Origin of the sequence: Halopiger xanaduensis SH-6, assembly GCF_000217715.1 — an archaeon.
Lineage (GTDB): Archaea > Halobacteriota > Halobacteria > Halobacteriales > Natrialbaceae > Halopiger > Halopiger xanaduensis.
The window spans coordinates 112,526-135,583 of the sequence record NC_015658.1; the positions used below are offsets into that span (position 1 = coordinate 112,526).

General features: G+C 62.6%; 22 protein-coding genes. 15 read left to right on the forward strand and 7 right to left on the reverse strand.

Annotated elements, in window-relative coordinates:
• Positions 1 to 79: 79 nt before the first annotated feature.
• The 3 genes from HALXA_RS18205 (at position 80) to HALXA_RS18215 (ending at position 3,735) form a co-directional block, all read left to right on the forward strand.
• Positions 80 to 316 (forward strand): hypothetical protein, encoded by a 237-nt coding sequence (locus HALXA_RS18205; protein ID WP_013875725.1) that lies wholly within the window; start codon positions 80 to 82, stop codon positions 314 to 316.
• A gap of 95 nt (positions 317 to 411) precedes the next feature.
• Positions 412 to 2,124, forward strand: coding sequence for a thiamine pyrophosphate-binding protein (locus tag HALXA_RS18210; protein ID WP_013875726.1), 1,713 nt, complete (start codon positions 412 to 414; stop codon positions 2,122 to 2,124).
• Positions 2,125 to 2,184: 60 nt separating this feature from the next.
• On the forward strand, positions 2,185 to 3,735 hold the full coding sequence (locus HALXA_RS18215; protein WP_013875727.1) for a glycoside hydrolase family 28 protein: 1,551 nt from the start codon (positions 2,185 to 2,187) through the stop codon (positions 3,733 to 3,735).
• Positions 3,736 to 3,764: 29 nt separating this feature from the next.
• On the opposite strand, the gene HALXA_RS18220 is transcribed toward HALXA_RS18215, so the two are convergent.
• Positions 3,765 to 4,754: a Gfo/Idh/MocA family protein gene (locus tag HALXA_RS18220; RefSeq protein WP_013875728.1), complete on the reverse strand. Its 990-nt coding sequence runs from the start codon at positions 4,752 to 4,754 to the stop codon at positions 3,765 to 3,767.
• Positions 4,755 to 4,900: 146 nt separating this feature from the next.
• Between HALXA_RS18220 and HALXA_RS18225 the strand changes: the two genes are divergently transcribed.
• Positions 4,901 to 5,335 carry a PPC domain-containing DNA-binding protein gene (locus HALXA_RS18225; RefSeq protein WP_013875729.1) on the forward strand — a complete coding sequence of 145 codons (435 nt, stop codon included), beginning with the start codon at positions 4,901 to 4,903 and terminating at the stop codon, positions 5,333 to 5,335.
• Positions 5,336 to 5,351: 16 nt separating this feature from the next.
• On the opposite strand, the gene npdG is transcribed toward HALXA_RS18225, so the two are convergent.
• From npdG to HALXA_RS18240, 3 genes are all read right to left on the reverse strand, one after another.
• Positions 5,352 to 6,047 (reverse strand): NADPH-dependent F420 reductase, encoded by a 696-nt coding sequence (gene npdG / locus HALXA_RS18230; protein ID WP_013875730.1) that lies wholly within the window; start codon positions 6,045 to 6,047, stop codon positions 5,352 to 5,354.
• Positions 6,048 to 6,057: 10 nt separating this feature from the next.
• On the reverse strand, positions 6,058 to 7,302 hold the full coding sequence (locus HALXA_RS18235) for a mandelate racemase/muconate lactonizing enzyme family protein (RefSeq protein WP_013875731.1): 1,245 nt from the start codon (positions 7,300 to 7,302) through the stop codon (positions 6,058 to 6,060).
• Positions 7,303 to 7,387: 85 nt separating this feature from the next.
• A complete protein-coding gene (locus HALXA_RS18240; protein WP_013875732.1) occupies positions 7,388 to 8,155 on the reverse strand; it encodes an IclR family transcriptional regulator in 768 nt (255 codons plus the stop codon).
• A gap of 671 nt (positions 8,156 to 8,826) precedes the next feature.
• Here HALXA_RS18240 and HALXA_RS18245 point away from each other — a divergent pair.
• The 6 genes from HALXA_RS18245 (at position 8,827) to HALXA_RS22265 (ending at position 15,279) form a co-directional block, all read left to right on the forward strand.
• Positions 8,827 to 9,813, forward strand: coding sequence for an LLM class flavin-dependent oxidoreductase (locus HALXA_RS18245; protein ID WP_013875733.1), 987 nt, complete (start codon positions 8,827 to 8,829; stop codon positions 9,811 to 9,813).
• A 602-nt stretch (positions 9,814 to 10,415) separates the two neighbouring features.
• Complete coding sequence (locus HALXA_RS18250; protein WP_013875734.1) at positions 10,416 to 11,918, forward strand: ABC transporter substrate-binding protein; 1,503 nt, start codon at positions 10,416 to 10,418, stop codon at positions 11,916 to 11,918.
• Positions 11,919 to 12,031: 113 nt separating this feature from the next.
• A complete protein-coding gene (locus tag HALXA_RS18255) occupies positions 12,032 to 12,991 on the forward strand; it encodes a carbohydrate ABC transporter permease (RefSeq protein WP_013875735.1) in 960 nt (319 codons plus the stop codon).
• On the forward strand, positions 12,984 to 13,904 hold the full coding sequence (locus HALXA_RS18260; RefSeq protein WP_013875736.1) for a carbohydrate ABC transporter permease: 921 nt from the start codon (positions 12,984 to 12,986) through the stop codon (positions 13,902 to 13,904). Before HALXA_RS18255 ends, HALXA_RS18260 begins: the two co-directional genes overlap by 8 nt.
• Positions 13,905 to 13,913: 9 nt before the next feature.
• On the forward strand, positions 13,914 to 15,095 hold the full coding sequence (locus tag HALXA_RS18265; protein WP_013875737.1) for an ABC transporter ATP-binding protein: 1,182 nt from the start codon (positions 13,914 to 13,916) through the stop codon (positions 15,093 to 15,095).
• Between the two features lie 7 nt (positions 15,096 to 15,102).
• Positions 15,103 to 15,279, forward strand: coding sequence for a hypothetical protein (locus HALXA_RS22265; RefSeq protein WP_013875738.1), 177 nt, complete (start codon positions 15,103 to 15,105; stop codon positions 15,277 to 15,279).
• 289 nt (positions 15,280 to 15,568) lie between these two features.
• On the opposite strand, the gene HALXA_RS18270 is transcribed toward HALXA_RS22265, so the two are convergent.
• From HALXA_RS18270 to HALXA_RS18280, 3 genes are all read right to left on the reverse strand, one after another.
• The gene (locus HALXA_RS18270) at positions 15,569 to 16,570 is read right to left on the reverse strand and encodes a Gfo/Idh/MocA family protein (protein WP_013875739.1); all 1,002 of its coding nucleotides are present in this window, start codon (positions 16,568 to 16,570) and stop codon (positions 15,569 to 15,571) included.
• A 129-nt stretch (positions 16,571 to 16,699) separates the two neighbouring features.
• A complete protein-coding gene (locus HALXA_RS18275) occupies positions 16,700 to 17,374 on the reverse strand; it encodes a class I SAM-dependent methyltransferase (RefSeq protein ID WP_013875740.1) in 675 nt (224 codons plus the stop codon).
• Positions 17,374 to 18,321, reverse strand: coding sequence for an NAD(P)/FAD-dependent oxidoreductase (locus HALXA_RS18280; protein WP_013875741.1), 948 nt, complete (start codon positions 18,319 to 18,321; stop codon positions 17,374 to 17,376). The genes HALXA_RS18275 and HALXA_RS18280 overlap by 1 nt, the downstream gene beginning before the upstream one ends.
• A 215-nt stretch (positions 18,322 to 18,536) precedes the next feature.
• Between HALXA_RS18280 and HALXA_RS21175 the strand changes: the two genes are divergently transcribed.
• The 5 genes from HALXA_RS21175 to HALXA_RS18300 all read left to right on the forward strand — a co-directional run bounded on the left by HALXA_RS21175 (position 18,537) and on the right by HALXA_RS18300 (position 22,497).
• A complete protein-coding gene (locus tag HALXA_RS21175; RefSeq protein ID WP_013875742.1) occupies positions 18,537 to 18,935 on the forward strand; it encodes a helix-turn-helix domain-containing protein in 399 nt (132 codons plus the stop codon).
• Positions 18,936 to 19,241: 306 nt separating this feature from the next.
• The gene (locus HALXA_RS18290) at positions 19,242 to 20,396 is read left to right on the forward strand and encodes a site-specific integrase (RefSeq protein WP_013875743.1); all 1,155 of its coding nucleotides are present in this window, start codon (positions 19,242 to 19,244) and stop codon (positions 20,394 to 20,396) included.
• A gap of 234 nt (positions 20,397 to 20,630) precedes the next feature.
• On the forward strand, positions 20,631 to 20,771 hold the full coding sequence (locus HALXA_RS22270) for a hypothetical protein (RefSeq protein ID WP_171814693.1): 141 nt from the start codon (positions 20,631 to 20,633) through the stop codon (positions 20,769 to 20,771).
• Positions 20,772 to 21,222: 451 nt separating this feature from the next.
• Positions 21,223 to 21,861, forward strand: a complete 639-nt coding sequence (locus HALXA_RS18295) for an NAD(P)-dependent oxidoreductase (RefSeq protein ID WP_013875744.1) — start codon at positions 21,223 to 21,225, stop codon at positions 21,859 to 21,861.
• A gap of 165 nt (positions 21,862 to 22,026) precedes the next feature.
• Positions 22,027 to 22,497 (forward strand): helix-turn-helix domain-containing protein, encoded by a 471-nt coding sequence (locus tag HALXA_RS18300; RefSeq protein ID WP_280985416.1) that lies wholly within the window; start codon positions 22,027 to 22,029, stop codon positions 22,495 to 22,497.
• The last annotated feature ends 561 nt before the right edge of the window (positions 22,498 to 23,058 follow it).

Here is a 23,058-nt window from a genome sequence, read left to right on the forward strand (position 1 = left end):
GGCGCCGCTAATCGACTGACCGCGGTAGTCGATACCTGCTAGTGAACAGCTATTTAGCGATTCGTTGAAACCTGTCTCTATGGCCATCACGAAACACGACGGCATCCTGCTCGTGTACAACCTCGGCGTCACGATCACTACGGGCTACGTCGTCCAACAGTTGGACGTTACGTCCCGGGCCGAACTCGTACTCAGCGCCTTCGTCATCGCGCTCGTCTGGACGATCTACTTCAAGTTTGCCATGGTCGAACGGATCGCGGACCATCCCCGATTCGCGGGCGACGAGGACGACGCTGCGGCGGGATCGTCGGGCTGATCGCCCCCGCCGTACCCGGTGGTCAATTCTCGAGACGGATCGAGTAGACGGCCGACCAGCCATATTTAGTGGCTTCGCCGTTGTACTCGGACGTAATGACCGCACAGGACGATCCCTCGGGGCGGGCCCGACCCGGCAGCGAACAGCTGTACGACGCGCTGGTCGACGCCGGGATCGACCTCCTCGTGGGCCTACCCGGCACGCAGACGCTGCCGCTGGATCGGACCGTCGAACGCCGCGACGACATCCGGTACGTGATGGCCCGCCACGAGACCGCGATTCCCCACGTCGCCTGGGGGTACTACGAGGCCGGCGGCGGCGTGGCGGCGACGTTGACCGTGCCAGGCCCGGGCGACACGAACGCGATGCACGGCCTGAAAAACGCGCTCGAGGATCGCGTCCCGATAGTACACATCGCCGCGGACGCCGACCCCGCCGATCGCGGGAAGGGGCCGATCCACGAGATCGAACCCGACACGTTCGACAACGTCGTCAAGGAAAACGTCTCGGTCGAGCGCCCGCTCGAGTTCCACCGGGCCGTCCGCTCGGGGATCGAAACCGCGCTGACGCCGCCGCGGGGTCCGGTTCGGCTCGGCGTCCCGAAGTCGTTGCTCGAGGGGGAGTTTCGATCGCCACGAGTGACCGTCGACCCGCCCGCAAGCCAGTTCGAGGGCGATGCCGAGTATCGAACCGCAGCACGGTTGCTCGCCGAGGCGGATCGGCCGGTCGTCTATCTCGGCGTCGGCGCCCGCCGCACGTGCGACCCGGTCGCGGTCCGCGACCTCGTCGAGCGGCTGAACGCGCCCGTGGTCGCCTCCTACAAGGGCAAGGGCGTCTTTCCGGAAGACGACCCGCGCTGGCTCGGCGTCACCGGCAGTCACCTTCCGGCGGGTGCGAGACGGACGCTCGAGGCGGCGGACGTCGTCCTCGCGCTCGGCGCTCGCTTCGACGGCGTGACGACCGACGATTGGTCGATTCCGTTCGGCGAGACGCTCGTGCACGCCTCCGCCGACTCGGCGTGGATCGACAACACCTACGAGTCAGATGTCGCGATCGTCGACGATGCCGGTACCGCGGTCGAGTGGATTCGTGACGGGCTCGAGTCCGAATCCGCCGCTGCAAACGCGGGCAACGGCTGGGACGGCCGTGAAATCGGCGACCGAGTTCAGTCGGAGTACGAAGCACGGCTCCGCGACCGCGGGCTCCTCGCGGACGACGAGCCGATCGCGACGGCCGGCGTTCTCCGTACGCTACGGGAGGCACTTCCGCGAGAGTCCATCGTGACGACCGACATCGGCGGCTTCCGGCTGTGGGCCAAGCAGAACTTCGCGGCCTACGAGCCGGAGGGCTACATTTCCGCAGGCTCGTGGGCGGGAATGGGCGTCGGCGTGCCCGCGGCGATCGGCGCGGCGTTCGCCCAACCGGATCGGCCGGTCGTCGCGCTGACCGGCGACGGCGGCGCCATGATGTGTCTGCAGGAACTGCACACGGCGGCCGCCGACGACCTCGACGTGCTCGCGATCTGCTTCAACAACGCGGACTACGGCATCATCAGCAAATCGCCAGAGATCGATCGGTACACCGAAGGCCACCGGTTCGACTGGTCCTCGCCCGACTTCCCCGCCATCGCGGAAGGGTTCGGTTGCCGCGGCGAGACCGTCCGAACGCTCGAGGGCCTCGAGGAGGCGGTCGACGAGGCGTTGTCGCGGAACGGACCGGAACTGATCGATGTCCGCGTCGATCAGGACGAGCCGACGGCCGGGGCCGCCGCCGAATACGATTCCGAGCTGCCGATTCGGGACGGATAGACGCTCGATCGCCGCGTCGGCGACACAACGTTTATGTCCGTACTCCGGGATAATCGGACGATGACAGTGCCTGACACGGACCGGTTCGACATCCGCGAGTACGGCGCGATCAGCGACTCGGACGATCCCGCGACCGACGCGATCCAGACGGCGCTCGACGAGTGCGCCGAGACCGGCGGGACCGTGTACGTTCCGGCCGGCCGGTTCCGCACGGGCCCGCTTCGGATCGGCGATCGAACGACGCTCCATCTGGATCCCGGCGCGACGCTGACGTTCGTCGGCGACTACGACGCGTTCCCCACGGTAGAAAGCCGGTGGGAGGGCTGGAACCAGTACGGCTTTCACCCCTGTCTGTGGGTTACCGACGCCGAGAACGTCGAGATCAGCGGCCGCGGCACGATCGACGGCAACGGGCAGTACTGGTGGCAGTTCTACGGCGCCGACGACGACGAACTCCCCGAGGGCCTGCGCGAGCGCCTCGCGGAGTTCAACGGGAAAAACGACAAGGCGGACGACGTCAGCTCCTTCACGCTCCGCCCGCCGCTGTTCCAGATTTCCGAGTCCGAGAACGTCACCGTCTCGGGCGTCACCCTCCAGAACTCGCCGTTCTGGAACACGCACGTCGTCTACTCCGAGAACGTGACGATCTCCGACGTCAACGTCCTCAATCCCGCGGAGGGCGCGCCCAACGGCGACGGGATCGACATCGACTCCTCGCGGTACGTCCGGATCAGCGACGCGTACATCAACGCCGGCGACGACGCGATCTGCATCAAGTCCGGGAAGAACGCTGAGGGCCGCGAGGTCGGTGAACCCGCCTCGCAGATCACCGTCACGAACTGCACCGTCGAGGCCGGCCACGGCGGCGTCGTCATCGGCAGCGAGATGTCCGGCGACGTCCGCGACGTCGCGGTCACCAACTGCACCTTCACCGACACCGACCGCGGCGTCCGAATCAAGACCCAGCGCGACCGCGGCGGCGTCGTTGAGGACCTCCGGTTCGACAACATCGTCATGCGGCGAATCGCCTCCCCGTTCACCATCAACGGCTACTACTTCACCCCGCTGGACAGCGAGCCCGAACCGGTCGACGAGGGGACGCCGATGGTCCGCAACGTCACATTCAGCAATATCACCGCCCGCAACGTCGAGACGGCCGGCTTCTTCGCCGGGCTCCCCGAGCAGTACTTCGAGGGCATCGAGTTCGACAACGTCCGGATCGACGCAACGCGGCCGCTCGACGCGACTGACCTCGACCCCGCAATGGCTTCGGGCTACGAGCAGACCCACGGGCTGTTCTGCAAGTCGATTGCCGACATCTCCTTCAACGACGTCCGTATCCGGACGGCCGACGGCCCGGCGATGCGGTTCGTCGACACCGAGTCGGTCACCGTCGACGGCCTGCAGGTTCCGGACGATCAGGACGCGCCGATCGTCTCCCTCGAGAACGTCGATCGAACGCGAATCCGCGGCTGTGCGCCCGACGGCGAGTCGCCGTTCGTGCGGGCGACCGGCGAGACCGGAAGGATCGAACTCGCGGGTAACTACGGCGACCTAGCCGAGGACGTCGAGATCGACGAAGAAAGCGACGCGACGCTCGAGTCGTTCTGATCACGACCCGCACTCGAAGGTGTCGCGCGTTAGGTGTGGTCCTGCAGCTCCCGCACTTCGTCCACGTCGACCGGTCGACCCAGCTCCGCCGACGCGTACGACGCGAGAACGACTTCCACGGCTTTACGGGCGTCCCGACTGTTGACGATCGGCTCCCTGTCCTCTCTGATCGCCTCGATGAAGTCTCGAACCTGTCCCTCGAGCCCCGTTCCCGTCGGCGGCTCGATCAGGTCCGGCTCGACTTCCTCGTCCTCGAGGACGAACGTTCCGGAGTTGTACGATCCCTTCGTCCCGTTTAGTTCGACGCGGTCCTCGCCGCCGCGGACGGCGGTCGTCGCCTCGATGACGCCGCGCGCGCCGTTTTTGCACTCGAGGGAGACGACCGCGAGGTCCTCGCACTCCATCTCGTGGGCGACCGTTTCAGTTTCGGCAGAGACGCGCTCGATGCCGCCGGTCAGCCAGTCGAGCAGATCGACGAAGTGGATCGCCTGCTGGATGAGGGCGCCGCCGTCGAGGTCCCGCTGCCCGTGCCAGTGGTCGTCGTAGTAGCTCTGGGGGCGGTACCACTTCACGGTCGTATCGGCGAGGATCAGGTCGCCGAATCGACCTTCTTCGACCCACCGGCGAGCGGTCCACCGCTCCGGCGTGAACCGCCGCTGGAAGATCCCGCCGAGTCGAACGCCGTTGCGATCGGCCGCCTCGATCATCTCGTCGACGCGGTCGATGTACACGTCCAGCGGCTTCTCGCAGAGGACGTGGAGTCCGGCCTCGGCGGCGTCGACCGCGATCTCGGCGTGGGTTCCCGACGGCGTACAGATGCTGACGGCGTCCAACTCTTCGGCCTCGAACATCTCTCGATGGTCGGTGTAGCCGGTCGCGTCGTACTCGTCCGCGAACGGTGCGATCGATTCTTCGCTGCGCGCCGTGCCGGCGACGACTTCTGCGCCGTCGATCGATTCGACGGCTGCCGCATGGTTACTCCCGAATCCCGACGCACCGACGATTCCGTACTCGAGCATACGATAGGCAACAGTTCGCTCGTACTTTAATTTTCGTCGGCACGCTGGGATTACGGTTCGTGTCTCAAGTGATGGTGTCTCGAGCGACAGCGGCTCACGGGCACACGATGTCAAGTTTTATTCCGGCGGCCGTGCCACTACTCCCCATGGAGTCGTTCGAAGCCGACGACGGACACGTCATCGTCCGTCTCGACCGCGGCGATCTCGCACTGGAATCGATCGAAACCGCCTGCGACGAGCACGACGTCGACACCGGCGCCGTCGTCACCGGCATCGGCACCTTCAGCAACCTGAACATCCACTACGTCGACCGCACCGATCTGCCCGACGACCAGGCGGACCGGAACGTCGACCTGCAACTCGAGGGCGCCTGGGAGGTGACCGACATCAACGGCGTGATCGCCGACGGCGAACCGCACCTCCACGTGACGGCGTTCGACGGCGAGCGCACGGTCGGCGGCCATCTCGAGGACGGCTGCGAGATCAACGTCCTCGGCGAAGTGACGATCCGAAAGATCGACGGGCTCGAATTAGAACGTCGACCTGGCGAGCGGAACGTCTCACAGCTCCGGCAGCGGTAGGTCTGACACACGACACCTAGTGGAACGTCACGCAGACGTTCTCCATGTCGTCGTTGTACCGCGCGAGGTTAATCAATAGCGGCGTCAACGCCTCGACCTCGGTCGCGTTGGTGAGTGGACCGACGTCGAGCGGGCGGAGGCCGCGGATCGAGTCCGCGATCGTCGCGACCGTCTCCTTGGCGTCCTCGTCGTCGCCGAGCAGCAGCGTGTCCGTCTCGATCTCTACGTCCAGATCGGCGAGTCGTTCGCCCGAGAGATTCGTGAACGCGCCGACGACGGGGACGTCGTCCGGCGCGACGTCGGCGATCATCTCGATAACGCTGCCCGCCGACGGCGGGTGGTAGTGGAGGCCGTCCTCGTCGCGCTGCATGCCGACCGCGGGACTAACGAGGATCGTTTCGTCGTCGAGTCCCGGTGCGATGGTTTCGACGGTCTCGTCGGCGTAGTACGGCGGAATCGAGAGCACGACGACGTCCGCATCGGCCGCGGCGTCGACGTTTTCGGCCGCCCCGAGGTGCGGTTCGACGCCGCGGTCGCGCAGTCGGGATCGGTAGTCCTCGGCCGCCTCGCTGGCCTTTCGCTCGTCGCGCGAACCGATCGTCAGCGCGTAGTCCGAATCGCGTCCCAACCGAAGCGCGAGCGCTCGGCCGATCTCTCCGGTACCGCCCAGGAGTGCGATCTCCGTCTCGGTAGTCGTAGCGTTGGTCGTCATCGGTGGATTGTCAGGCGTCGTCGTAGTGGAATTCGGTCCAGGGGCCGTCCCTGAACGGGTACTGTTCGATCACGTCCTCGTTTAGCTCGACGCCGAGGCCGGGCTCGTCGGACACCGACAGCACGCCGCCGGTGATGTCGGGCTGTCCCTCGATCAGATCGAACGCGAGATCGAACGGGTACATCCCGGGATCCACCTCGGTGTCGAACAGCGGATCGTCCTCGAAGACGGGGTACTCCACGAGCGTCGCCTCCGGGGCCGCCGCGACGAGGTGCGCGTTCGCGGCGAGGCCGATCCACGTCCCGAAGTTGTGCGGGACGAACTCGAGGTCGTCCCGGCCCGCGCAGAGTTCTACCGCCTCCCGGCAGCCGGTAAAGCCCTCGTGGTGGCGGACGTCGCCCTGCAGGAAGTCCACGGCGCCGGTTTCGCCGAGCGCGACCAATCCTGCGGCCGACTCCTCGCTTTCGCCGCCCGCGAGCGGCGCACCGGTCGCGGCGAGGTCGACGTACCCCTCGTGGTCGTCGGGCTCGACCGGTTCCTCGATCCAGTAGGCGTCGTGCTCGTCGGCGTGGACGACCAGATCGCGGACCGTCTCGCGGTCGTAGCCCTCGCGGAGTTTCCACCAGGTGTGGACGTCGAGCATGATCTCGATGTCGTCGACGCCCTCGGCGAGCCGTTCGACGGTTTCGCGGTCGCCCTCGGGACCGATTCCGGGGCGGTACTTGTAGCCGAAAAAGCCCAGTTCCTCGAGCACCTGCGCCTGCTCGACGTAGCCGTCGGGCTCCATGTACATCCCCGCGCTGGCGTAGAGGTCGAGTTCGGTCGTCGGCGTCGAGTCGTATTCGTCCGCGAGCAGCTCGTACACCGGCGCGCCGCGGCGCTTCCCCGCAATATCGTACAGCGCGACGTCGATCGCCGAGATCGCCTCGATCAGATCGCCGTCGGGAACGTCGCTCCCGCGGAGCAGGTCGTGGGCCGCTGCGATTTCGTCTATCGTTTCGCCCTCGAGCGCGTCGGCGACGGGTCCCTCAACGACGTCGGCAAACGTTCCCTGCGAGTCGCCCTCGAAGTACTCGGTCATGGCGGAACTGCTCGCGCCGGCCGTTGCGATTCCCCGCAGGCCGTCCCTGGTTTCGACGACGACCAGCACGACGTCTCGTTTCCGAAGCCGTCGCACGCCGCCGTGGAACGGCCGCTCCTGTACCGGGTCGATCGGCGACGAGAGGGCGTAGCCTCTCACTGCTGCGATCTCCATACCGAAGCCATCCGCATCTATCAGTATAAATCATGCGAGCAGCGTCAAGAATCGTCCGGATCTACGAGGCGACGAGAGACTACCTCTACGAGAACTTCGTGTTGAGTTCGATCACGTTCGCGGCGCGCTGGACGTAGTCCGAGAGTTCGCCGTGGAGGCGCTCGTCGGTAAACCGGCTCGAGGGGCCGGAGACGCTGATCGCACCCAGCACCTTCTCCCCCTTCCGAACGGGTGCGGCGACGCAGCGCAGGCCGTTGATGTTCTCCTCGTCGTCGATTCCGTAGCCGCGGTCGCGGATCGCCTCGAGGTCCTCGTAGAACTCCTCCGGGGTCGTGATCGTGTTGCGCGTCTGTGCGACGAACTCGGTCTCCGCGACGATCTCCTCGACGCGTTCGCGGGGGAGGTACGCGCAGATGGTCTTGCCGAGCGAGGTCGAGTAGATCGGCTGCTGCGTGCCGACGCTCGAGGCGGTTTCGACCGCGCCGTCCCCGGCCGCCTTGCAGAGGTACGACACCCGGTTGTGTTCCTCGATGCCGAACTGTGCGATCTCGCCGGTCTCTTCCGCAAGCGTCTCGACTTCGCTCCGAATGACGTCGTAGTTCCCGACCTGCTCGCGAACGTGCTGGGCCATCCCGAGGATCTGGAGACTGAGGCGATACTGGCCGTCTTCTCGGACGACGATTTCGAGTTCCTCGAGCGTCCCCAGATGACTGTGGATCGTACTCTTGGAGTGACCGAGCTCGTTCGCGATCTCCGTGACGCCGGCGCCGTTCTTCCGTTGCAGCGCATCGATTATGTTGAACGCGATCTGCACCGACCGGATCGTCCGGCCCGTTTCACGTTGTGGTACCATATCTCAATGATTAATCGGACTCCTAATAAGTTTGTTCCCGTTACGGGAACTCGAACCGCGAGCAAACGGACCGTAGCGCTGCGCAACTCGAGGTAACCATCGGCGGCCGACACTCGTAATCGATGCCGGTCGGTTTCGCGCATGCCGTCGAAAACTCGAAGCTTTCAATTACGTTCTCGATAGGGGAACGAACCCCAACCGAGTCGAACGGAACCGGGTTCGCTCGGCCGCGTTCGAACTACCCGGTTAACGACCACCCCACCCGTTCTGTCACATTCTCCCGTTTATCGTTCGCCCTTCCCGAACGCCGAGTCACACACCGTCACGCCGGCGTTTGGAGTAACACGGATGCCACCGATACACCCATATTTACAACTGTACGTTAGTAAATACAAGGCGCCGTGCGTACTCGATGAGTGACCGATCGAACGACTGTGTTCGCCATGACCGGACGGCTCGTGGAGTCGACGGGATGACTATTCGAATCCTGTGGGGAACGCTCCCGTTTTCGAATCTGTGTCTCGGATCGACAACCGAACGAACGCGCTCGTGCTCGACCGCCGTTTTCCCTGGCCGTCGGAACTGTTGAGTGAGGTCGCCTTTCGACGCATGCAGTATTCCACACAACAGAAGATGTAAATAGGTGCTGATCGCACTGTCCCATCGTACGTATGAAATTCGGGATCTTCCCCGTCGAAGGCGGACAGTCGTGGGACGGCGTCGTCGAGCACTGTCAGCTCGCCGAGGACGTCGGCTTCGAATCCTGCTGGGTCAACGATCACCAGGCCACTGAAGGCGAGAACTACTGGCCGTCGCCGCTGACGCGGCTGACTAGCATCGGCACCGGCACCGAGGAGCTCGAGCTCGTCACGTCGGTGCTCATTCTGCCGCTCTACCACCCGCTGCACGTGGCACAGCGCGCGGCGATGCTCGACAACATCTCGAACGGGCGACTCACGCTCGGCGTGGGACTCGGCTACGTCGAGGAGGAGTTCGACGCGTTCGACGTGCCGATGGACGAGCGCGCCGGGCGAATGATCGAAGGGCTTCGCTTCCTCGACGAGTTCCTCTCGTCGGACGAGCCTATCACTTTCGACTGCCCGTTCTTCTCGGTCGAAGACTGGCAGCCGCTGCCGCCGACGGTCCAGCAGCCCCGTCCTGACCTGTGGGTCGGCGGCTGGGGCGACAAACAGATCGCGCGCTCGGTGAAGTTCAGCGACGCCTGGGTGCCCGGCGTCGTCGCCGACCTCGGAATCGTCGAAGATCGAAAGGAACAGCAGCGCGAACACATCGAGGACAGCGACCAGAGTTGGGAGGAAATCGAGCACCCGCTGATGCGTGAAGCGGTCATCGCCGAAACTGAGGAAGAAGTGATGGAACGCAAGGAGTACGTCCACCGCACGTACATCGACGAGTACGGCGGCGAGTTCTCGCACCCGCTGATGACCGCCGACTCGGTCGAGGACTTCGAAGAACTGGCCGACGACCGGTTCATCTACGGGACGCCCGAGCAGATCGTCGAGCAGATCGAGTCGATGCAGGAGCGGTTCCCGCTGGACCACCTCGCGCTCCGATTCCACCACTCCGGGATGCCCAAGGACCTCGTCGAGGATCAGATCCGGCTGTTCGGCGAGGAAGTCATCCCCGAGTTCGAGTAGCGCCGCACTCGCGGCCTCGGCACGATTTCGGGTATTCGTCGCCTGTCCGTTACGCGTCGTCCGAACGGCACGATCGATTCTCGCAGCTGCGCACCGCGTCCTGTTGGACGGCTGGGTTCGTCGGTGCCAGTCGCTGACGCTCTTTCGACCGTCCCGTACCGCTGTGCCGACCGATCCCCGACGACGAACCCGACCGTCCGTCACGAGTGCGAGTACTCGTCATCCTCTCGGCGCCTCGCGCCACCTTGCGTCGACTCTCAACTGTTCATCCCACTCTCGAGAACGCACCACGACGAGAACTCCGTTCGTCTCCGTGTCCGGCGAGAGCGGACTTTCCGGTTTCAGATGTAGACAAACGCAAATTTCTACGCCGTATCGCTGGTGCGAACGCGTACTTATAGAACAGATTTAGCTGTTCGTTATTTTGAGACGGCCGATGCTGTCGTGCACGAATACGACTATCGTCCATTCGGTAACGCCGGATACGTAGAATATACTGAGTAATAAATGGTTGATGATCGATAGTGTAAATCGAAAGACAGCGTCGCATCTATAATGAACAAAAGGCAATATTTATATAATGGTCTACTCATTTACCGCTCATGGATGAGAGAGCCAATCATGGGTCTTCGAAAAAACCACGGAACAAGCGCCAGATCTCTCGTCGACGAGTCCTTTCGGCGACCGGAGCAGCCGGTGTCGCAGGATTCGCCGGCTGTATCAACAGCGGCGGTGGCGGCGGAAACGGCGATTCCGGCGGACTGGACATCGGCGAGTACGACGGCGAGGAAGTAACCCTCGAGTACGCGACGGCTCCCCTGTTCGGCGACATCCAGGACGAACTGGTTGAGTCGATGCATAATGCCGGCCTGCCGGAGAACATTTCGGTCGAGTTCTCGACGGGCGTCTGGGGCGCGGACGATCAGCAGGACCGGTACACGCAGATTCTGCAGGCCGGACAGTCCACGCCCGACATCATGCTGACGAACTTCTCGTACACGTCGGCGTTCGCGCCGCGGGGCTGGCTGGTCGACCTGAACGAAGCGCTGCCGCAGGAGAAACTCGACGAGCTCGAGAGCGACTACCACCAGACGATGGTCGACTCGATGCGGTGGGAGGGCGGCCTCTACGGGATTCCGCAGTTCGTCGACATTCCGGCGATCCTCTACCGCAAGGACTACGTCGAAAACGCGGGCTACGACCCCGAGGGTGAAAACTGGGCGACGGAACCGATGACGTGGAGCGAGTTCTCCGAAATCGTCAGCGACACGGTCGAGGAAAACGACCTCGATCACGGATACACGCTGACGCTCAACCAGCGAACGATCGCCCACCAGACCGGCTACGAGAAGCTCGTCACGATGGGCGGGAACTACTTCGGCGACATGGAGAACCAGCACGGCCCCATCGGCGACCGGCCGATCACGGTCGACGACGAGCCGGTCGTCGAAACGCTTCGCCTGCTCCGGACGTTCATGCACGGCTCCGACGACGAGTACGCGCTCGAGGACATTTCCGGCGGCATTCTGCCGTCCGAGGCGCTCGGCTGGGACACCCAGCCCTCCCAGGAGTCGTTCCAGGCCGGCCAGGCGGCCTTCCACCGGAACTGGTCGTACGCCATCGCCCAGTTTGCGGGCGAGGACGCCTTCGGCGAAGACCTCGGCGTCATGCCGTTCCCCTACGGCGTTTCCAAGGAGGAAGCGAAGTACGAGGGGACCGGCGGGACGAACGCGACGCTCGGCGGCTGGCACCTGTCGCTGAACCCGAACTCCGAAAATCTGGCCGCAGCCGTCGAACTGATACAGGCGATGACGTCCGACCAGTTCTACCTCGACATCTTCGAACTCACGGGATCCACGCCCCCGAAGCCGGAACTGTACGAGTCGGACCAGGCCGAGGAGGTTCCCATCATGAACCGGTACCTCGACACGCTTCGCCTCCAGTCGGAGAATCAGTGGGTCCACCCGATCAACGCGATCTGGGACTCCCAGTCGGAGGCGATCGCCGACGAGTTCACCGCCTGTCTCGAGCAGGAGCAGTCCCCCGAAGAGGCCGCCGCAGCGGCCCAGGAAGCCGTCGAAGAAATCGAACAGACGGAAGCGTAACCGTGTCCCGATACGATCCGATCCCGTCCGTCCCCGCCGAATCGAGGACCGGTCGACGGGCACCGTCGCTCGAGCATCGAACGTAAACGCACACTCGAACCCACACACATCCAATGAAAAAGAAGGTACTCAACGCACTCTCGCCGATCCTCTACCGGATCGAACGGTTAGACGAGGATAAGTACGGCTACCTCCTCATCGGGCCGATGCTGTTCGTCCTCTCGGCCCTCGCGTTCTATCCGTTGCTCCGGACGTTCTGGGTCTCGCTGCACAGCGACGACCTCCGGGGAACGTATCCGGTCGGCGAGTTCAGCGGCTTCGACACGTACTCCGCCATACTGAGCGGAGAGATGGACATTATCCTCAGCGACCCGTTCTTCAGCCTGAGCAACCCCCTCTCGAGCGCGCTCGGCGTGACGCTTTTCATCACAGCCGTGAGCGTCACGATCGGGACCCTGCTCGGACTGGGGATGGCGCTGATCCTCAACAAGGAGTTCCGCGGCCGCGCGGTCGCTCGGATGATCGTCCTCCTGCCGTGGTCGATCCCGATCGTCATCCAGGGGATGATCTTCTACCTCCTGTTCCAGCCGTCGATCAGCTTCCTCGTCGATCCGCTCCACAGCCTCGGGCTGTTCTCGTCGAACCCGCTCGTGAGCACGCGCGATTCGATTGTGATCGTGACGCTGATCGACATCTGGCGGAAGGTCCCGTTCATCGCATTGATCATCCTCGCCGGACTCGCGAGCGTCGATCAGAGTCTCTACAACGTCGCCAGAGTCGCCGGCGCCTCGAAGTGGCAGCAGTTCCGGCTAATCACGCTGCCGCTGATCAAGCCCGTCGTCCTGATCGGGATGATCTTCTACACGATCAGCTCGATGAAGGTCTATGGCGTCGTCGAGGCGTCGACCGGGTGTAGCACCGTTCCGACGTTGTCTTGTCTTGTCGTCGATACGTTCCGCATGCAGCGGTGGGCGACGGCCTCCGCGATCGCGTTCCTGACGGCGCTGCTCATCGCGGGGATCATCATGTTCTACCTCATCAACTTCCGCAGCGAGGTGGGAACCAATGAGTAACGCCGGACAGGCGGACTCCCGAAGCACCGTCGGTCGCATCGTCGACCTGCTCATCCGCAACCCGTACGACAGCTACAGGCTCCTGTTCTACGTCGGGCTGACGTCGTTCATCATCGTGACGCTGTTCCCGTTCTACTGGTTGCTGGTCCTCGCGATCACGCCGCAGGATCGCCTGTACGGCATGGGCGTTCTCCCCGAAGGGACGAACGTCGGGGTGTTCCTCGAGGTCTTCCAACGCGTGCCGCTGCACCACTACATCTTCAACAGCCTCGTCATCGCGACGCTGACCGTCATCGTCTGCCTCGTGCTCGGCAGCCTGGCCGGCTACGCGTTCGGCCGCGTCGACTTCCGCGGGAAAGCGCCGCTAATGTTGCTGCTGCTGGTCGTCTCGTACTTCCCGGGGATCGCGTTTCTCATCCCGCTGTACGAGATGCTGACGGGGTCGCTTACCATCGGCATCTTCCAGACGCCCGACCTCTACAACACGCCGTGGTCGATGGCGTTCCCGTTCACGATGCTGACCCTGCCGATCACTATCTTCATCCTGACGACCTTCTTCAGTCAGATTCCGGACGGGCTCGAGGACGCGGCCCGCGTCGAGGGGACGACCCGACTCGGCGCGCTGTTCCGCGTTATCCTGCCGCTGTCGGCGCCCGGCGTCACGACCGCCGCGATCATCGTGTTCATCAGCGTGTATCGAGAGTTCTTCTTCTCGTTCCTGATGACCGACGGCTCGGCGGATAACTGGGCCGTGCTCGTCTACGGCATCCTCGAGTTCGAACAGCAGAGCGGCCAGCTGTACCACCTGATGGCGGCTGCGAGCATCATCGGGATCCTCCCGATCGCGCTCCTGGTCGTCGTCGCACAGAAACACATCGTCAGAGGCTTAACGCAGGGCGGACTAAAGGAGTGACAAGATACCATGGGACAAGTCAATCTTACTGATACGACGAAGCGCTACGAGGACGTCGTCGCCGTCGACGGCATGAACCTCGAGATCGAGGACGGCGAGTTCCTCTGTCTCGTGGGCCCGTCGGGCTGTGGCAAATCGACGACCCTCGAGATGATTTCGGGGCTGACGCTCCCCTCGGAGGGGACCGTCGAGATCGCAGGCAAGGACGTCACGAACGACCCGCCGAAGGACCGCGACATCGCGATGGTCTTCCAGAACATCGCGCTGTTCCCCCACATGAACGTCTACGACAACATCTCCTTCGGTCTCCGGCTGCGAGATTTCGACGACGACGAGATCGAACGCCGCGTCAAGCAGGCGGCGAAGATCGTCCAACTCGAGGGGATGCTCGATCGCAGCCCCGACGAACTCTCGGGCGGCCAGCAACAGCGGGTCGGCATCGCCCGCGCGATCGTCCGTGAGCCGGAAGTGTTCCTCATGGACGAGCCGCTGGCGAACCTGGACGCCAAACTGCGAGTCCACATGCGGACCGAGATCCAGCGCCTCCAGAAGGAACTGGGCATCACGACGGTCTACGTCACTCACGACCAGGAGGAGGCGATGACGATGTCCGACCGCATCGCCATCATCAACCAGGGGAAGCTACAGCAGTGTGCGCCGCCGCTGACCTGCTACAACGAGCCGGCCAACCGGTTCGTCGCGAGCTTCATCGGCAGTCCGTCGATGAACATGTTCGACGGCACCGTCGGGACCGACGCGATCGAAATCGACCACGTCCGACTCCAACACGGCTTCGGCGCCGAGTACGACGGCACCGACGTTACCGTCGGCGTCCGTCCGGAGGACGCCTACCTCGTTTCGAGCGAGGACGCCCCCGCGAACCCGAGCGCATCGTTCGAGGCCGTCGTCGACGTCCTCGAGCCGGTCGGCGACCAGACGTACGCGTACTTGATTCCGGAGTCCGCACGCTCGGAGACCGACAGCGAGACGCTCATGGGCGACGAGGGTGCCCAGTTGCTCGTCAGTATCGACCCCGACAATTCGATCAGCGAAGACGAGTCGGTCGAGGTCGTCTTCGACCGCGAGAAGATCCACGTCTTCGACGGCGCGACGGGTGACTCCATCGCGCACAGCCTCGTCGCCGAGGCCGAGGCCGCCGCTACGTCCGCCGAAGAAGAAATCGAGGGGTGACCGAACCATGGTGACCACGACCGGCGTCCTGTTCATCGTCGCCGCAGTCGTGCTGTTTTTCTTCTGGATCTACGGGATCGTCTCGTTTTACTTCGATCTCCGGTACCGGTTCCTCCCGGCCGTCCGGGAGCACCTGCGGGACGACGAGCAGCAAGCCCGTCCCGATCCGGAGGAGTACCTCTAACCGCAGTCGACGGCTCACTCGCTGCTTCAATCCTCCCGTCGAATCCGTTTTGACCGAACTACTCTTTTGCCGAGCGACGAGCGGCTGTACAAACGGGGGCTGCGTTCGACTCGAGTCGGCTGCCAACTATTCGACCGCCAGCCCATCCGAGTCGAACCGGTCGAGAGCCACAGTTGGTAGTCGGACTTGCGCGCGTCGGCGCAGACCAGTATCTTGTCGACGCCGAGTCTGTGAAAAGCAGCGCCGCGGTCCCTTACTCGCTTTCTCACCCGCTTACGCTCTCACTCGTTCACTCGAGATCAACTGCGACCCGCTCTCCAGTTCGGGCCGCCTCGTACGCCGCATCGAGCAGCGCCGTCACGCGGATCACGTCCTCGAGCGTCGCCGGCGGTTCGGCGTCCGTCGTGATCGCCTCGACGAACGCCTCGATCTTCCCGCGGCCGCTACTGTGATCGACGTCCGGGACGGTGTCGTCGCCCGCGTCGTCGATCGCCGTCAGCGTCGGCTCGCCCCAGTCGCGGCGGGTGAACTCGAGCGCGCCGTCGTCGTCCCAGATCTGAATCCGTTCGCGGTCGGTCGTCGCGACGGCCGAGTCGGCCATCGTCGCGACGGCGCCGTTCTCGAACCGGATCGACAGCGTCGCGCGCTGGTCGATCCGCTCCGCGTCGTCGTAGAACGCCATGTCGGCGGCGACCGATTCGGGCTCGAGGCCGGTCATCCAGAGCAGCGACTCGAGGACGTGCGTCCCGACGCTGAAGAGGTGGCCGCGACAGCCGACGTCGGGATCGAGCCGCCAGTTCGTTCCCTTCTCGAAGTGGTCCGTCCAGTCCTGCAGGAGTTCGCCGGTCATGAACGTCGGCTCCGCGTCGCCCTCGGCCCAGCGTTCGCGGCCGCGGATGAACGCCGGCTCGAGGTGGCGCTGGTAGCCCGCCATCAGCACTTGTGAGCTGTCGGCGAACATGGCTTCGACGTCTCGAGCCTCCTCGAGGTCGCCGACGATAGGTTTCTCACAGAGTACGTGGAGGTCGTGATCGACGGCCGTGCGGATCTGGTCGCGGTGAAACGCCGGCGGCGTCGCGATGACGGCGGCGTCGAACTCCCGTTCGTTGTACATCGCCGCCTCGTCGGTGTAACACGCGTCGGCATCGACGCCGAACTCGTCGACCGCGATCTCGAGGTTGTCCGGATTGACGTCTACGACTGCTTCGAGGGTCGTCTCGGGATTGTCGTTCAATCCGCGTGCGAGGAGCTGCCCGTAGCCTCCCAAGCCCAGTAACGCGGTACGAATCATGCTATGGTAGCGCCAACCCCCGATCGATAGTTATGTTTTACTGTTCCTGCTGTTCGCCGGTCGCGACATGGCCAAATATCTAACCGGGCGCTCGCGTCTCCCGTCACTCAACTCTCGGTGATCAGTTCTTCACTTCTGTGTGTCTCCGTCAATTGTGACTTCCGCGGAAACGGTATCTTGTTCTACAGCATTACCGATCTTTTCAGCGACGAGGACACCCACTTGGTCGTGCACGCGCTCGGCTGTCGTGATAACGAATCCGGCATCAGTGAGTACGTCCACGAGCATCCCAACGGTAGCCGCATCAACCCCGTGGTCGAATAGCGGTTCTTCGGGGTTGGATGATCCGAAGAACATCGCGTCACCGAGGACGAGCCGACGCGGACCGAGATCGGCGATGACTTCGATCGCCTCGCGCTTTTCCTCGTCGGGAAGATGGTGCAGGGCGAAATTCGAAACGATAATATCCACGTTGCCGTCGTAACGTGGATCGCGGAACTCTCCGTAGCCAAACTCCACATTTTCGATACCGCTGTCGGCGGCCTTCGATCGCGCCTGCTCGATCATCCCATCACTGATGTCTCGACCGACGACGTAATCGGCATCTCCGGCCAGCGCGAGCGCAATTACGCCCGTCCCCGTCCCGAGGTCGAGCACGACGTCGTCGGGGTGAGGGGCAGCGTGTTCGATAACGAGTGAGGCGCACGCGTTGTAAACCGGCTTCTCTTCGCTGCCGTGTTTCTCGTCGTACCGATCGGCGATCTGCGAGAAGCGATCGGCGAGCTCCTCGAGGGACTCGTCCATTATTGCCACCCTCGTTCGAAGTCTTCCTTGGACAGTTCCATATTTACGGTCGTGCCGACTGCGTATCCGTCGGCCACTGCTGACGGTATCGACGGAGGACCCCCGCTCGAGGCGTCGCCAGCGATGAACAGCCCTTCGACTGATGTGAACCCCATTCCACGCTGAGACCGCGTTGCATCGACGAGTCCAGCCTGATTCACTTCGAGACCGAGCTGTTCCGGGAGCTCGCTACGTTGCTCCATCGGTGGCGGGTAGAATACTGCGCGGCGAGCTACGTTGCGACCATCCGCGAGAGAGACGCTCTCGAGATCACCATTGGAACCGTTAAGTGCGGTAATCGGTTCATCTTCGATTTCGATCCCTCGCTCGACGAACATCGACCGCGATTCTTCGTCGAAGATGTCCCGTCCATCAGTGAACACGACGAGGTCATCACTCAGATTGTAGATGAGCTTCGCGTAGTCGACCATATGTTGGTTCGTGACCATCACGCCGAGAGATTCCCCGCGAACTTCGTAGCCGTGGCAGTACGGACAGTGATACACGCCAGTCCCCCAGAACTCCTGGAAGCCGTCAGTATCCGGAAGGTCGTCTCTGACACCTGTCGCCAGTACGACTTTCCGACTCGTGACGGTCTCGCCGGAATCCAAAGAGGTAGTGAATCCGTTGTTGTCTCTACTGACATCCGTTACTTTCGTGTCTCGGAACTCGCCTCCGTATTTTATCACCTCCTCACGACCAAGACGGCGAAGTTCCTCCGGCGGAATACCGTCTCTAGTCAGGTATCCGTGGGCTTCGGCTGCCGGACCGTTACGGGGTTCGCCGTTATCGCAGACCAAGACGCTGCGGAGCGACCGTCCTAATTGGAGGGCTGCACTCAATCCCGCGGGCCCGCCTCCGATAATGAGAACGTCGTATTCCAAATCGCCGTCGCCAGTTGTTTGCATACATAGTGCAATGAGGATAGTGGGGATAAGTATATCGCTCCCGGAAACGAGAGTCGAAATTGGATGCCATCGTAGTATTACGGCCCATAGCAAATTTTCTCTCTGTAATTGGATTCGACCAGGTCTCCTCAAATTCTCAGACGGGGTCTACTTCTCGAGCTAATTGCACCCATAGTGCAAACCTTATGTAGAGGCAGTACCAATTCTCGATAACAATGCCGGACCCCATCCAAACGCAACTTCAGAACGAGCGGCAGTGGGAAGACCTTCTTGACAGTATGCTCGGGCTGAATAAGCTCGACAGAGGTGTCTTTAGACTATTAGCGGAATCTTCTGAGCCGCTTACCGTAGATCACATTGCGAAGATCATCGATAAAGAGCGAACAACCGCGTATCGGTCGGTTAAACGACTCGAAGAAGTTGGAGTCGCGGTACAAGAACAGGAAAGCTGTCCCAAGGGAGGCTATCACCACGTATATCGCGTCTCCGATCCAGACGAGATAGCGGACGAACTCCAACGAATGCTCAACCGATGGTACGCTGAAACCGGCCAACTCATTCAGGAGTTTCGGGATATACACGGTGGAGACCAGCAATCTGAACTAGATCACTAACCGCTCGCTCTGGGTATTTTATCGCCGGAACTGGTCGCCGATTAACCGACGCAGTCATCATTGGCGTTGAACTCTGTGAATATCTGCGTGAAGGGCAGACTTCGCTCCGAAACTAGGGTAGCCAATCGAGGGAGATTTGATATAGCGATATGTGGTTTACCAATACGGCCTATATCCTTATTCGTCGGTTTCAGCGCTCGAGAGGTGCGATATTAGGGGGAGACTGATTAGCAAAGACCACTTTGCATTAGTCCAGTAATCACAAGTAGCTTTACTACCCCCGACGCCGTACGGTCGTCGCAGTTGATGGAATCCGCAGATTCCGGGGGCTCATCCCAGGGAAAACCCCTCGAGGACGCCCTCGAAGAGTGTCTCGAGAGCAAAGCGAGTTCGTCGCCGAACTACCGGCAGAACCTCGAGCGAGTCGTCGCCGACTGGATCGGCTTCTGTCGCGATCGCGGCGTCGAAACGCTCGAGGATGTGTCCCAACGGCTCATGGGGAACTACGCCGGCCACCTCGCGCGCCGCGTCGAGGCCGGCGAGTCCGACGCGGTCGACGGCGGGATCGCCGCCTCGACCGCCTGGACCTACTACGATTACGTCTCGGCGTTTCTCACGTGGGCGGTCACGTGGGACTACCTCGCGGAAAACCCCGCCGAGAAGGGACCGGCTCGAGAGAGCATGCCCGATCGCCCCTCGAGCGGCGAGTACGAGCGCCAGTACTGGCAGCCGGCACAGCGCCAGGCCGTCCTCGAGTTCGTCCGCAGGCGCGTCGACAGCGCGTATCGGGAACCGGTCGCCCCGACGCCGATCCTCCACAAGCGGCTTCGCGACCGGGCGTTCGTCGCGACCATCGCCTACTCCGGGGTCCGCGGCGGCGAGATCGTCAAGGATCCCAACGACCCGCGCCGAACCGGAATTCGGTGGACCGATGTGGATCTCGAGGCGGGGACGATGTGGATTCTGGGCAAAAATCAGGAGCGAGAGCCTGCACAATTGCCGGACCAAGCGTCGATGCCGCTTCAACGGTGGTACGAAGCGTACGATCCACCGAGCGACGACTGGCCGGTCTTCCCGTCGCTACACGTCCCGACGCTGTCTCGGAAACTCGGGTCCGAGCTCGGCGGCGAGGAACGCGACCGGCGAACTGAGCGGCGCGACTACTGGACGGTCGCGCTCGAGGCCGGCGTCGAACCCTCGTCGATTACGACCGAGGGTGCGCGGTCGGTTATGCGACGGCTCTCTGCAGCGGCGGAGGTACCGGATCTCGAGGACGGCGAGTATCTGAAACCACACGGTGCACGTCGTGGCGTCGGCGAGTTGCTCTACAAGGAGAAGGGCCACCAGCGCGCCCAGCGGACGCTTCGACACGCCGATCCGAAAACGACGAGCCAGATGTACTCGCACATCGAGGCGAGCGAACTCGCCGAAGACAATACGGAGGTATTCGACAGCGAGTGACCTCTAGACCGCGTTCCTCAGTTTATCAGATTGACTGGCGGAAGGAGACTCTAATAAATCTCATATCGCTATACAGAATATATAGGTATATCGATCCCCGAGTTCCCGGGGTAGAGACCTAAATAGAGCGAATTTGGGCGATTAGTTCGATATTCTGTAGCCTTCGATTCCTGATAGTGAGCGTGAGATAGTCGACTTTGGGACGTTCAAGCGAGCGAGACCTGGTAACTCTTGATGAATCTGTTCGGTGAGTGGCCGACGTACGAGGGTGGTCCATATCCGGAGATTCCGGAGGGAGAACAGCTGTTCGACCGCCAGCGGGTTGCAGACATCATCAACGGCGACATCTGGGAGCAAGGTCGAATAGTAAAGTAACGACGCGGCACTACGTTTGATTCCGATTGTGGCGCGGTTGTGCCCTTCGAAGCCGTGGCCACGAAAGAATCAGTGACACAACGGACGTCGCGATGAATGCGGCTCCGAGCATCCAACCCGATAGTCCGAGAAGTGACAGCGCGACAGTCACGCCGATTGGCAGCGTAATTGCGGCTATCAGAATCCACTGAACGGTAGCGGTAGCACCGGTCGGATCTGTATCACCGTACACATTGTGATAAAAATTACACTTATCTAAGTATCTTCTGAAGCTTCTATCACCTTTTTCGACAGGATACCTGAGGTTGTTTCCGAAAACTGGCAACGGAGCTCCCGTCCAATTAGCCAGAGAGTATCATCTGTTCGAGCCGTTCAACGGTCAGTGATTCAGCAAGCGCGTGGGGTTGGCCAACTGCTATTAGGAAACCGATACAACGAGCAAGCGAGTACTATGGACGTCTTACTGCTCGGTGCGAGCGGCCGAATCGGGACTCGAGTCGCAACCGAACTGCTCGAGCGAGGGCACGCCGTTACCGGCGTCTCTCGAAGCGGCACCGTCGAGGATATCGATGATCCAGATTTCGTCGCCGTCTCGGGCGACGCAACTGAGGTCGACGATATCGCGAAACTCGCGACCGGACACGACGCGGTCGCGTCCGCGCTCGGGCCGTCCGACGACGAATCCCCCGAGATTCTTACGGCAATGATGGAAGCGACGATCGAGGGACTCCGTCGGGCGTCGGTCGATCGACTCGTCTGGACGGGCGGCGCAGGCGGGCTCGAAGTCGCCCCTGACACGCGACTCATCGAGACCGAAGACTTCCCCGAGGAGTGGAAACCGGTCGCCAGCGCGGCGATCGACGCGTACGAAATTCTCAGCGAGGCCGACGACCTCGAGTGGACGTACGTTGCGCCCGCGGCGCTGATCGAGCCCGGCGACCGAACCGGTGAGTACCGCACCGCCGAGGGCGAACTCGTCGCCGACGACGAGGGAGACAGCTACATCACGATGGAGGACTTCGCGATCGCCTTCGTCGACGAACTCGAGGAGGCGAACGCGGTGCACACGTACCTCGGTACCGGGTACTAACGACCGCCGTCAGGACGGAAGCCACGATTTACTGCCGATTTCCCGGGCGAGACGACGCGGCTCGAGTCGTTCACCGTTGCCCGACCGCCGTTCGGGTCGCTTCTCGACGGACCCTACGGCGGCGTTCCGCGGTAGCGGACGGTAATCGTCTGCGGGTCGGTTTCGATCGTTTCCGACGAGGAGCCGACTGCTTTCGAGGTTCGAATGGTTGATCCGCCCGTACTGTCGATCGTCGCATCTCGAGGCGGCTATATCGACGACGCGATCATCGAGGACGGGGACTACCGGATGACGATCCACCTCGCGCCGAGCGTCGACGTGCGGCAGATCACCGACGCCGTTGAAGCGGCGTATCCCCAGGCCGAACTGCTCCGTCGTCGGCAAATCGACCAGCCTACCGATCGATCGCGGCAGATCCAGCGCCGCCTCGCAGTGGACCTCACGGATCGCCAGCGCTCGGCACTGGAAGCCGCCTACTACGCAGGCTACTTCGGCTGGTCCCGCGAAACGACCGGCGAGCAGATCGCCGACTCGTTAGGGATCGCTCCGCCGACGTTCCATAACCACCTTCGGAAGGCCCAACAGAAGGCGTTCGACGCGTTGTTATCGGGTCCGGTACCCAATACGACGACCTGACCGTCGATCTCTCAGCTACTCGATGCGTATTGAAACGCGGGGTACTTCATCGGACCATCGGTCGTTGCCGACTGACGATTACCTGCCGAAGCGGCGGTCCGTATCTGTGCCGAGCAAGTTATTTGATCGGTACATCCCACGTGACGGAGTAGGATCGGCCGGTTCCCCGGGACGACGACTCGAGGCGGCGCGTTGGACGGCCGACCAGTACCGGTTTCGAATGCCGGCCGTCCGACAGTCTCATCGTTGCGAATCGTCCCGACTGTCGCTTCGCGGGGGTCGATCGAGATGAGCCCGACGCAGGTCGGTGGTAGTTCTGATCTCCGTCACCGCGCTCTGGACAGAACCGAGCCAATCTAAGCGGATACGCATTCCGTCTAAAGCGACTGTACCGGGCCGGTTTCGACCATTCCCAGAATGTAGGAGCGTGTTTTCCACTTTATTATCTACCCCCGCCAAATGACGGGTGCGGTCAGGAACAGTGACCGCACTCTCAGCCGATTCACGCACCACCCCACCTTCCCACCCACACCAGCCCACTTGCCCGTGGTCTGTCCCACG

What these genes read in the sequence shown, in the direction of transcription:
- HALXA_RS18205 (WP_013875725.1), top strand. Translation starts at nt 80, where the DNA reads ATGGCCATCACGAAACACGACGGCATCCTGCTCGTGTACAACCTCGGC.
- HALXA_RS18210 (WP_013875726.1), top strand. Translation starts at nt 412, where the DNA reads ATGACCGCACAGGACGATCCCTCGGGGCGGGCCCGACCCGGCAGCGAA.
- HALXA_RS18215 (WP_013875727.1), top strand. Translation starts at nt 2,185, where the DNA reads ATGACAGTGCCTGACACGGACCGGTTCGACATCCGCGAGTACGGCGCG.
- HALXA_RS18220 (WP_013875728.1), bottom strand. Translation starts at nt 4,754, where the DNA reads ATGCTCGAGTACGGAATCGTCGGTGCGTCGGGATTCGGGAGTAACCAT.
- HALXA_RS18225 (WP_013875729.1), top strand. Translation starts at nt 4,901, where the DNA reads ATGGAGTCGTTCGAAGCCGACGACGGACACGTCATCGTCCGTCTCGAC.
- npdG (WP_013875730.1), bottom strand. Translation starts at nt 6,047, where the DNA reads ATGACGACCAACGCTACGACTACCGAGACGGAGATCGCACTCCTGGGC.
- HALXA_RS18235 (WP_013875731.1), bottom strand. Translation starts at nt 7,302, where the DNA reads ATGGAGATCGCAGCAGTGAGAGGCTACGCCCTCTCGTCGCCGATCGAC.
- HALXA_RS18240 (WP_013875732.1), bottom strand. Translation starts at nt 8,155, where the DNA reads ATGGTACCACAACGTGAAACGGGCCGGACGATCCGGTCGGTGCAGATC.
- HALXA_RS18245 (WP_013875733.1), top strand. Translation starts at nt 8,827, where the DNA reads ATGAAATTCGGGATCTTCCCCGTCGAAGGCGGACAGTCGTGGGACGGC.
- HALXA_RS18250 (WP_013875734.1), top strand. Translation starts at nt 10,416, where the DNA reads ATGGATGAGAGAGCCAATCATGGGTCTTCGAAAAAACCACGGAACAAG.
- HALXA_RS18255 (WP_013875735.1), top strand. Translation starts at nt 12,032, where the DNA reads ATGAAAAAGAAGGTACTCAACGCACTCTCGCCGATCCTCTACCGGATC.
- HALXA_RS18260 (WP_013875736.1), top strand. Translation starts at nt 12,984, where the DNA reads ATGAGTAACGCCGGACAGGCGGACTCCCGAAGCACCGTCGGTCGCATC.
- HALXA_RS18265 (WP_013875737.1), top strand. Translation starts at nt 13,914, where the DNA reads ATGGGACAAGTCAATCTTACTGATACGACGAAGCGCTACGAGGACGTC.
- HALXA_RS22265 (WP_013875738.1), top strand. Translation starts at nt 15,103, where the DNA reads ATGGTGACCACGACCGGCGTCCTGTTCATCGTCGCCGCAGTCGTGCTG.
- HALXA_RS18270 (WP_013875739.1), bottom strand. Translation starts at nt 16,570, where the DNA reads ATGATTCGTACCGCGTTACTGGGCTTGGGAGGCTACGGGCAGCTCCTC.
- HALXA_RS18275 (WP_013875740.1), bottom strand. Translation starts at nt 17,374, where the DNA reads ATGGACGAGTCCCTCGAGGAGCTCGCCGATCGCTTCTCGCAGATCGCC.
- HALXA_RS18280 (WP_013875741.1), bottom strand. Translation starts at nt 18,321, where the DNA reads ATGCAAACAACTGGCGACGGCGATTTGGAATACGACGTTCTCATTATC.
- HALXA_RS21175 (WP_013875742.1), top strand. Translation starts at nt 18,537, where the DNA reads ATGCCGGACCCCATCCAAACGCAACTTCAGAACGAGCGGCAGTGGGAA.
- HALXA_RS18290 (WP_013875743.1), top strand. Translation starts at nt 19,242, where the DNA reads ATGGAATCCGCAGATTCCGGGGGCTCATCCCAGGGAAAACCCCTCGAG.
- HALXA_RS22270 (WP_171814693.1), top strand. Translation starts at nt 20,631, where the DNA reads ATGAATCTGTTCGGTGAGTGGCCGACGTACGAGGGTGGTCCATATCCG.
- HALXA_RS18295 (WP_013875744.1), top strand. Translation starts at nt 21,223, where the DNA reads ATGGACGTCTTACTGCTCGGTGCGAGCGGCCGAATCGGGACTCGAGTC.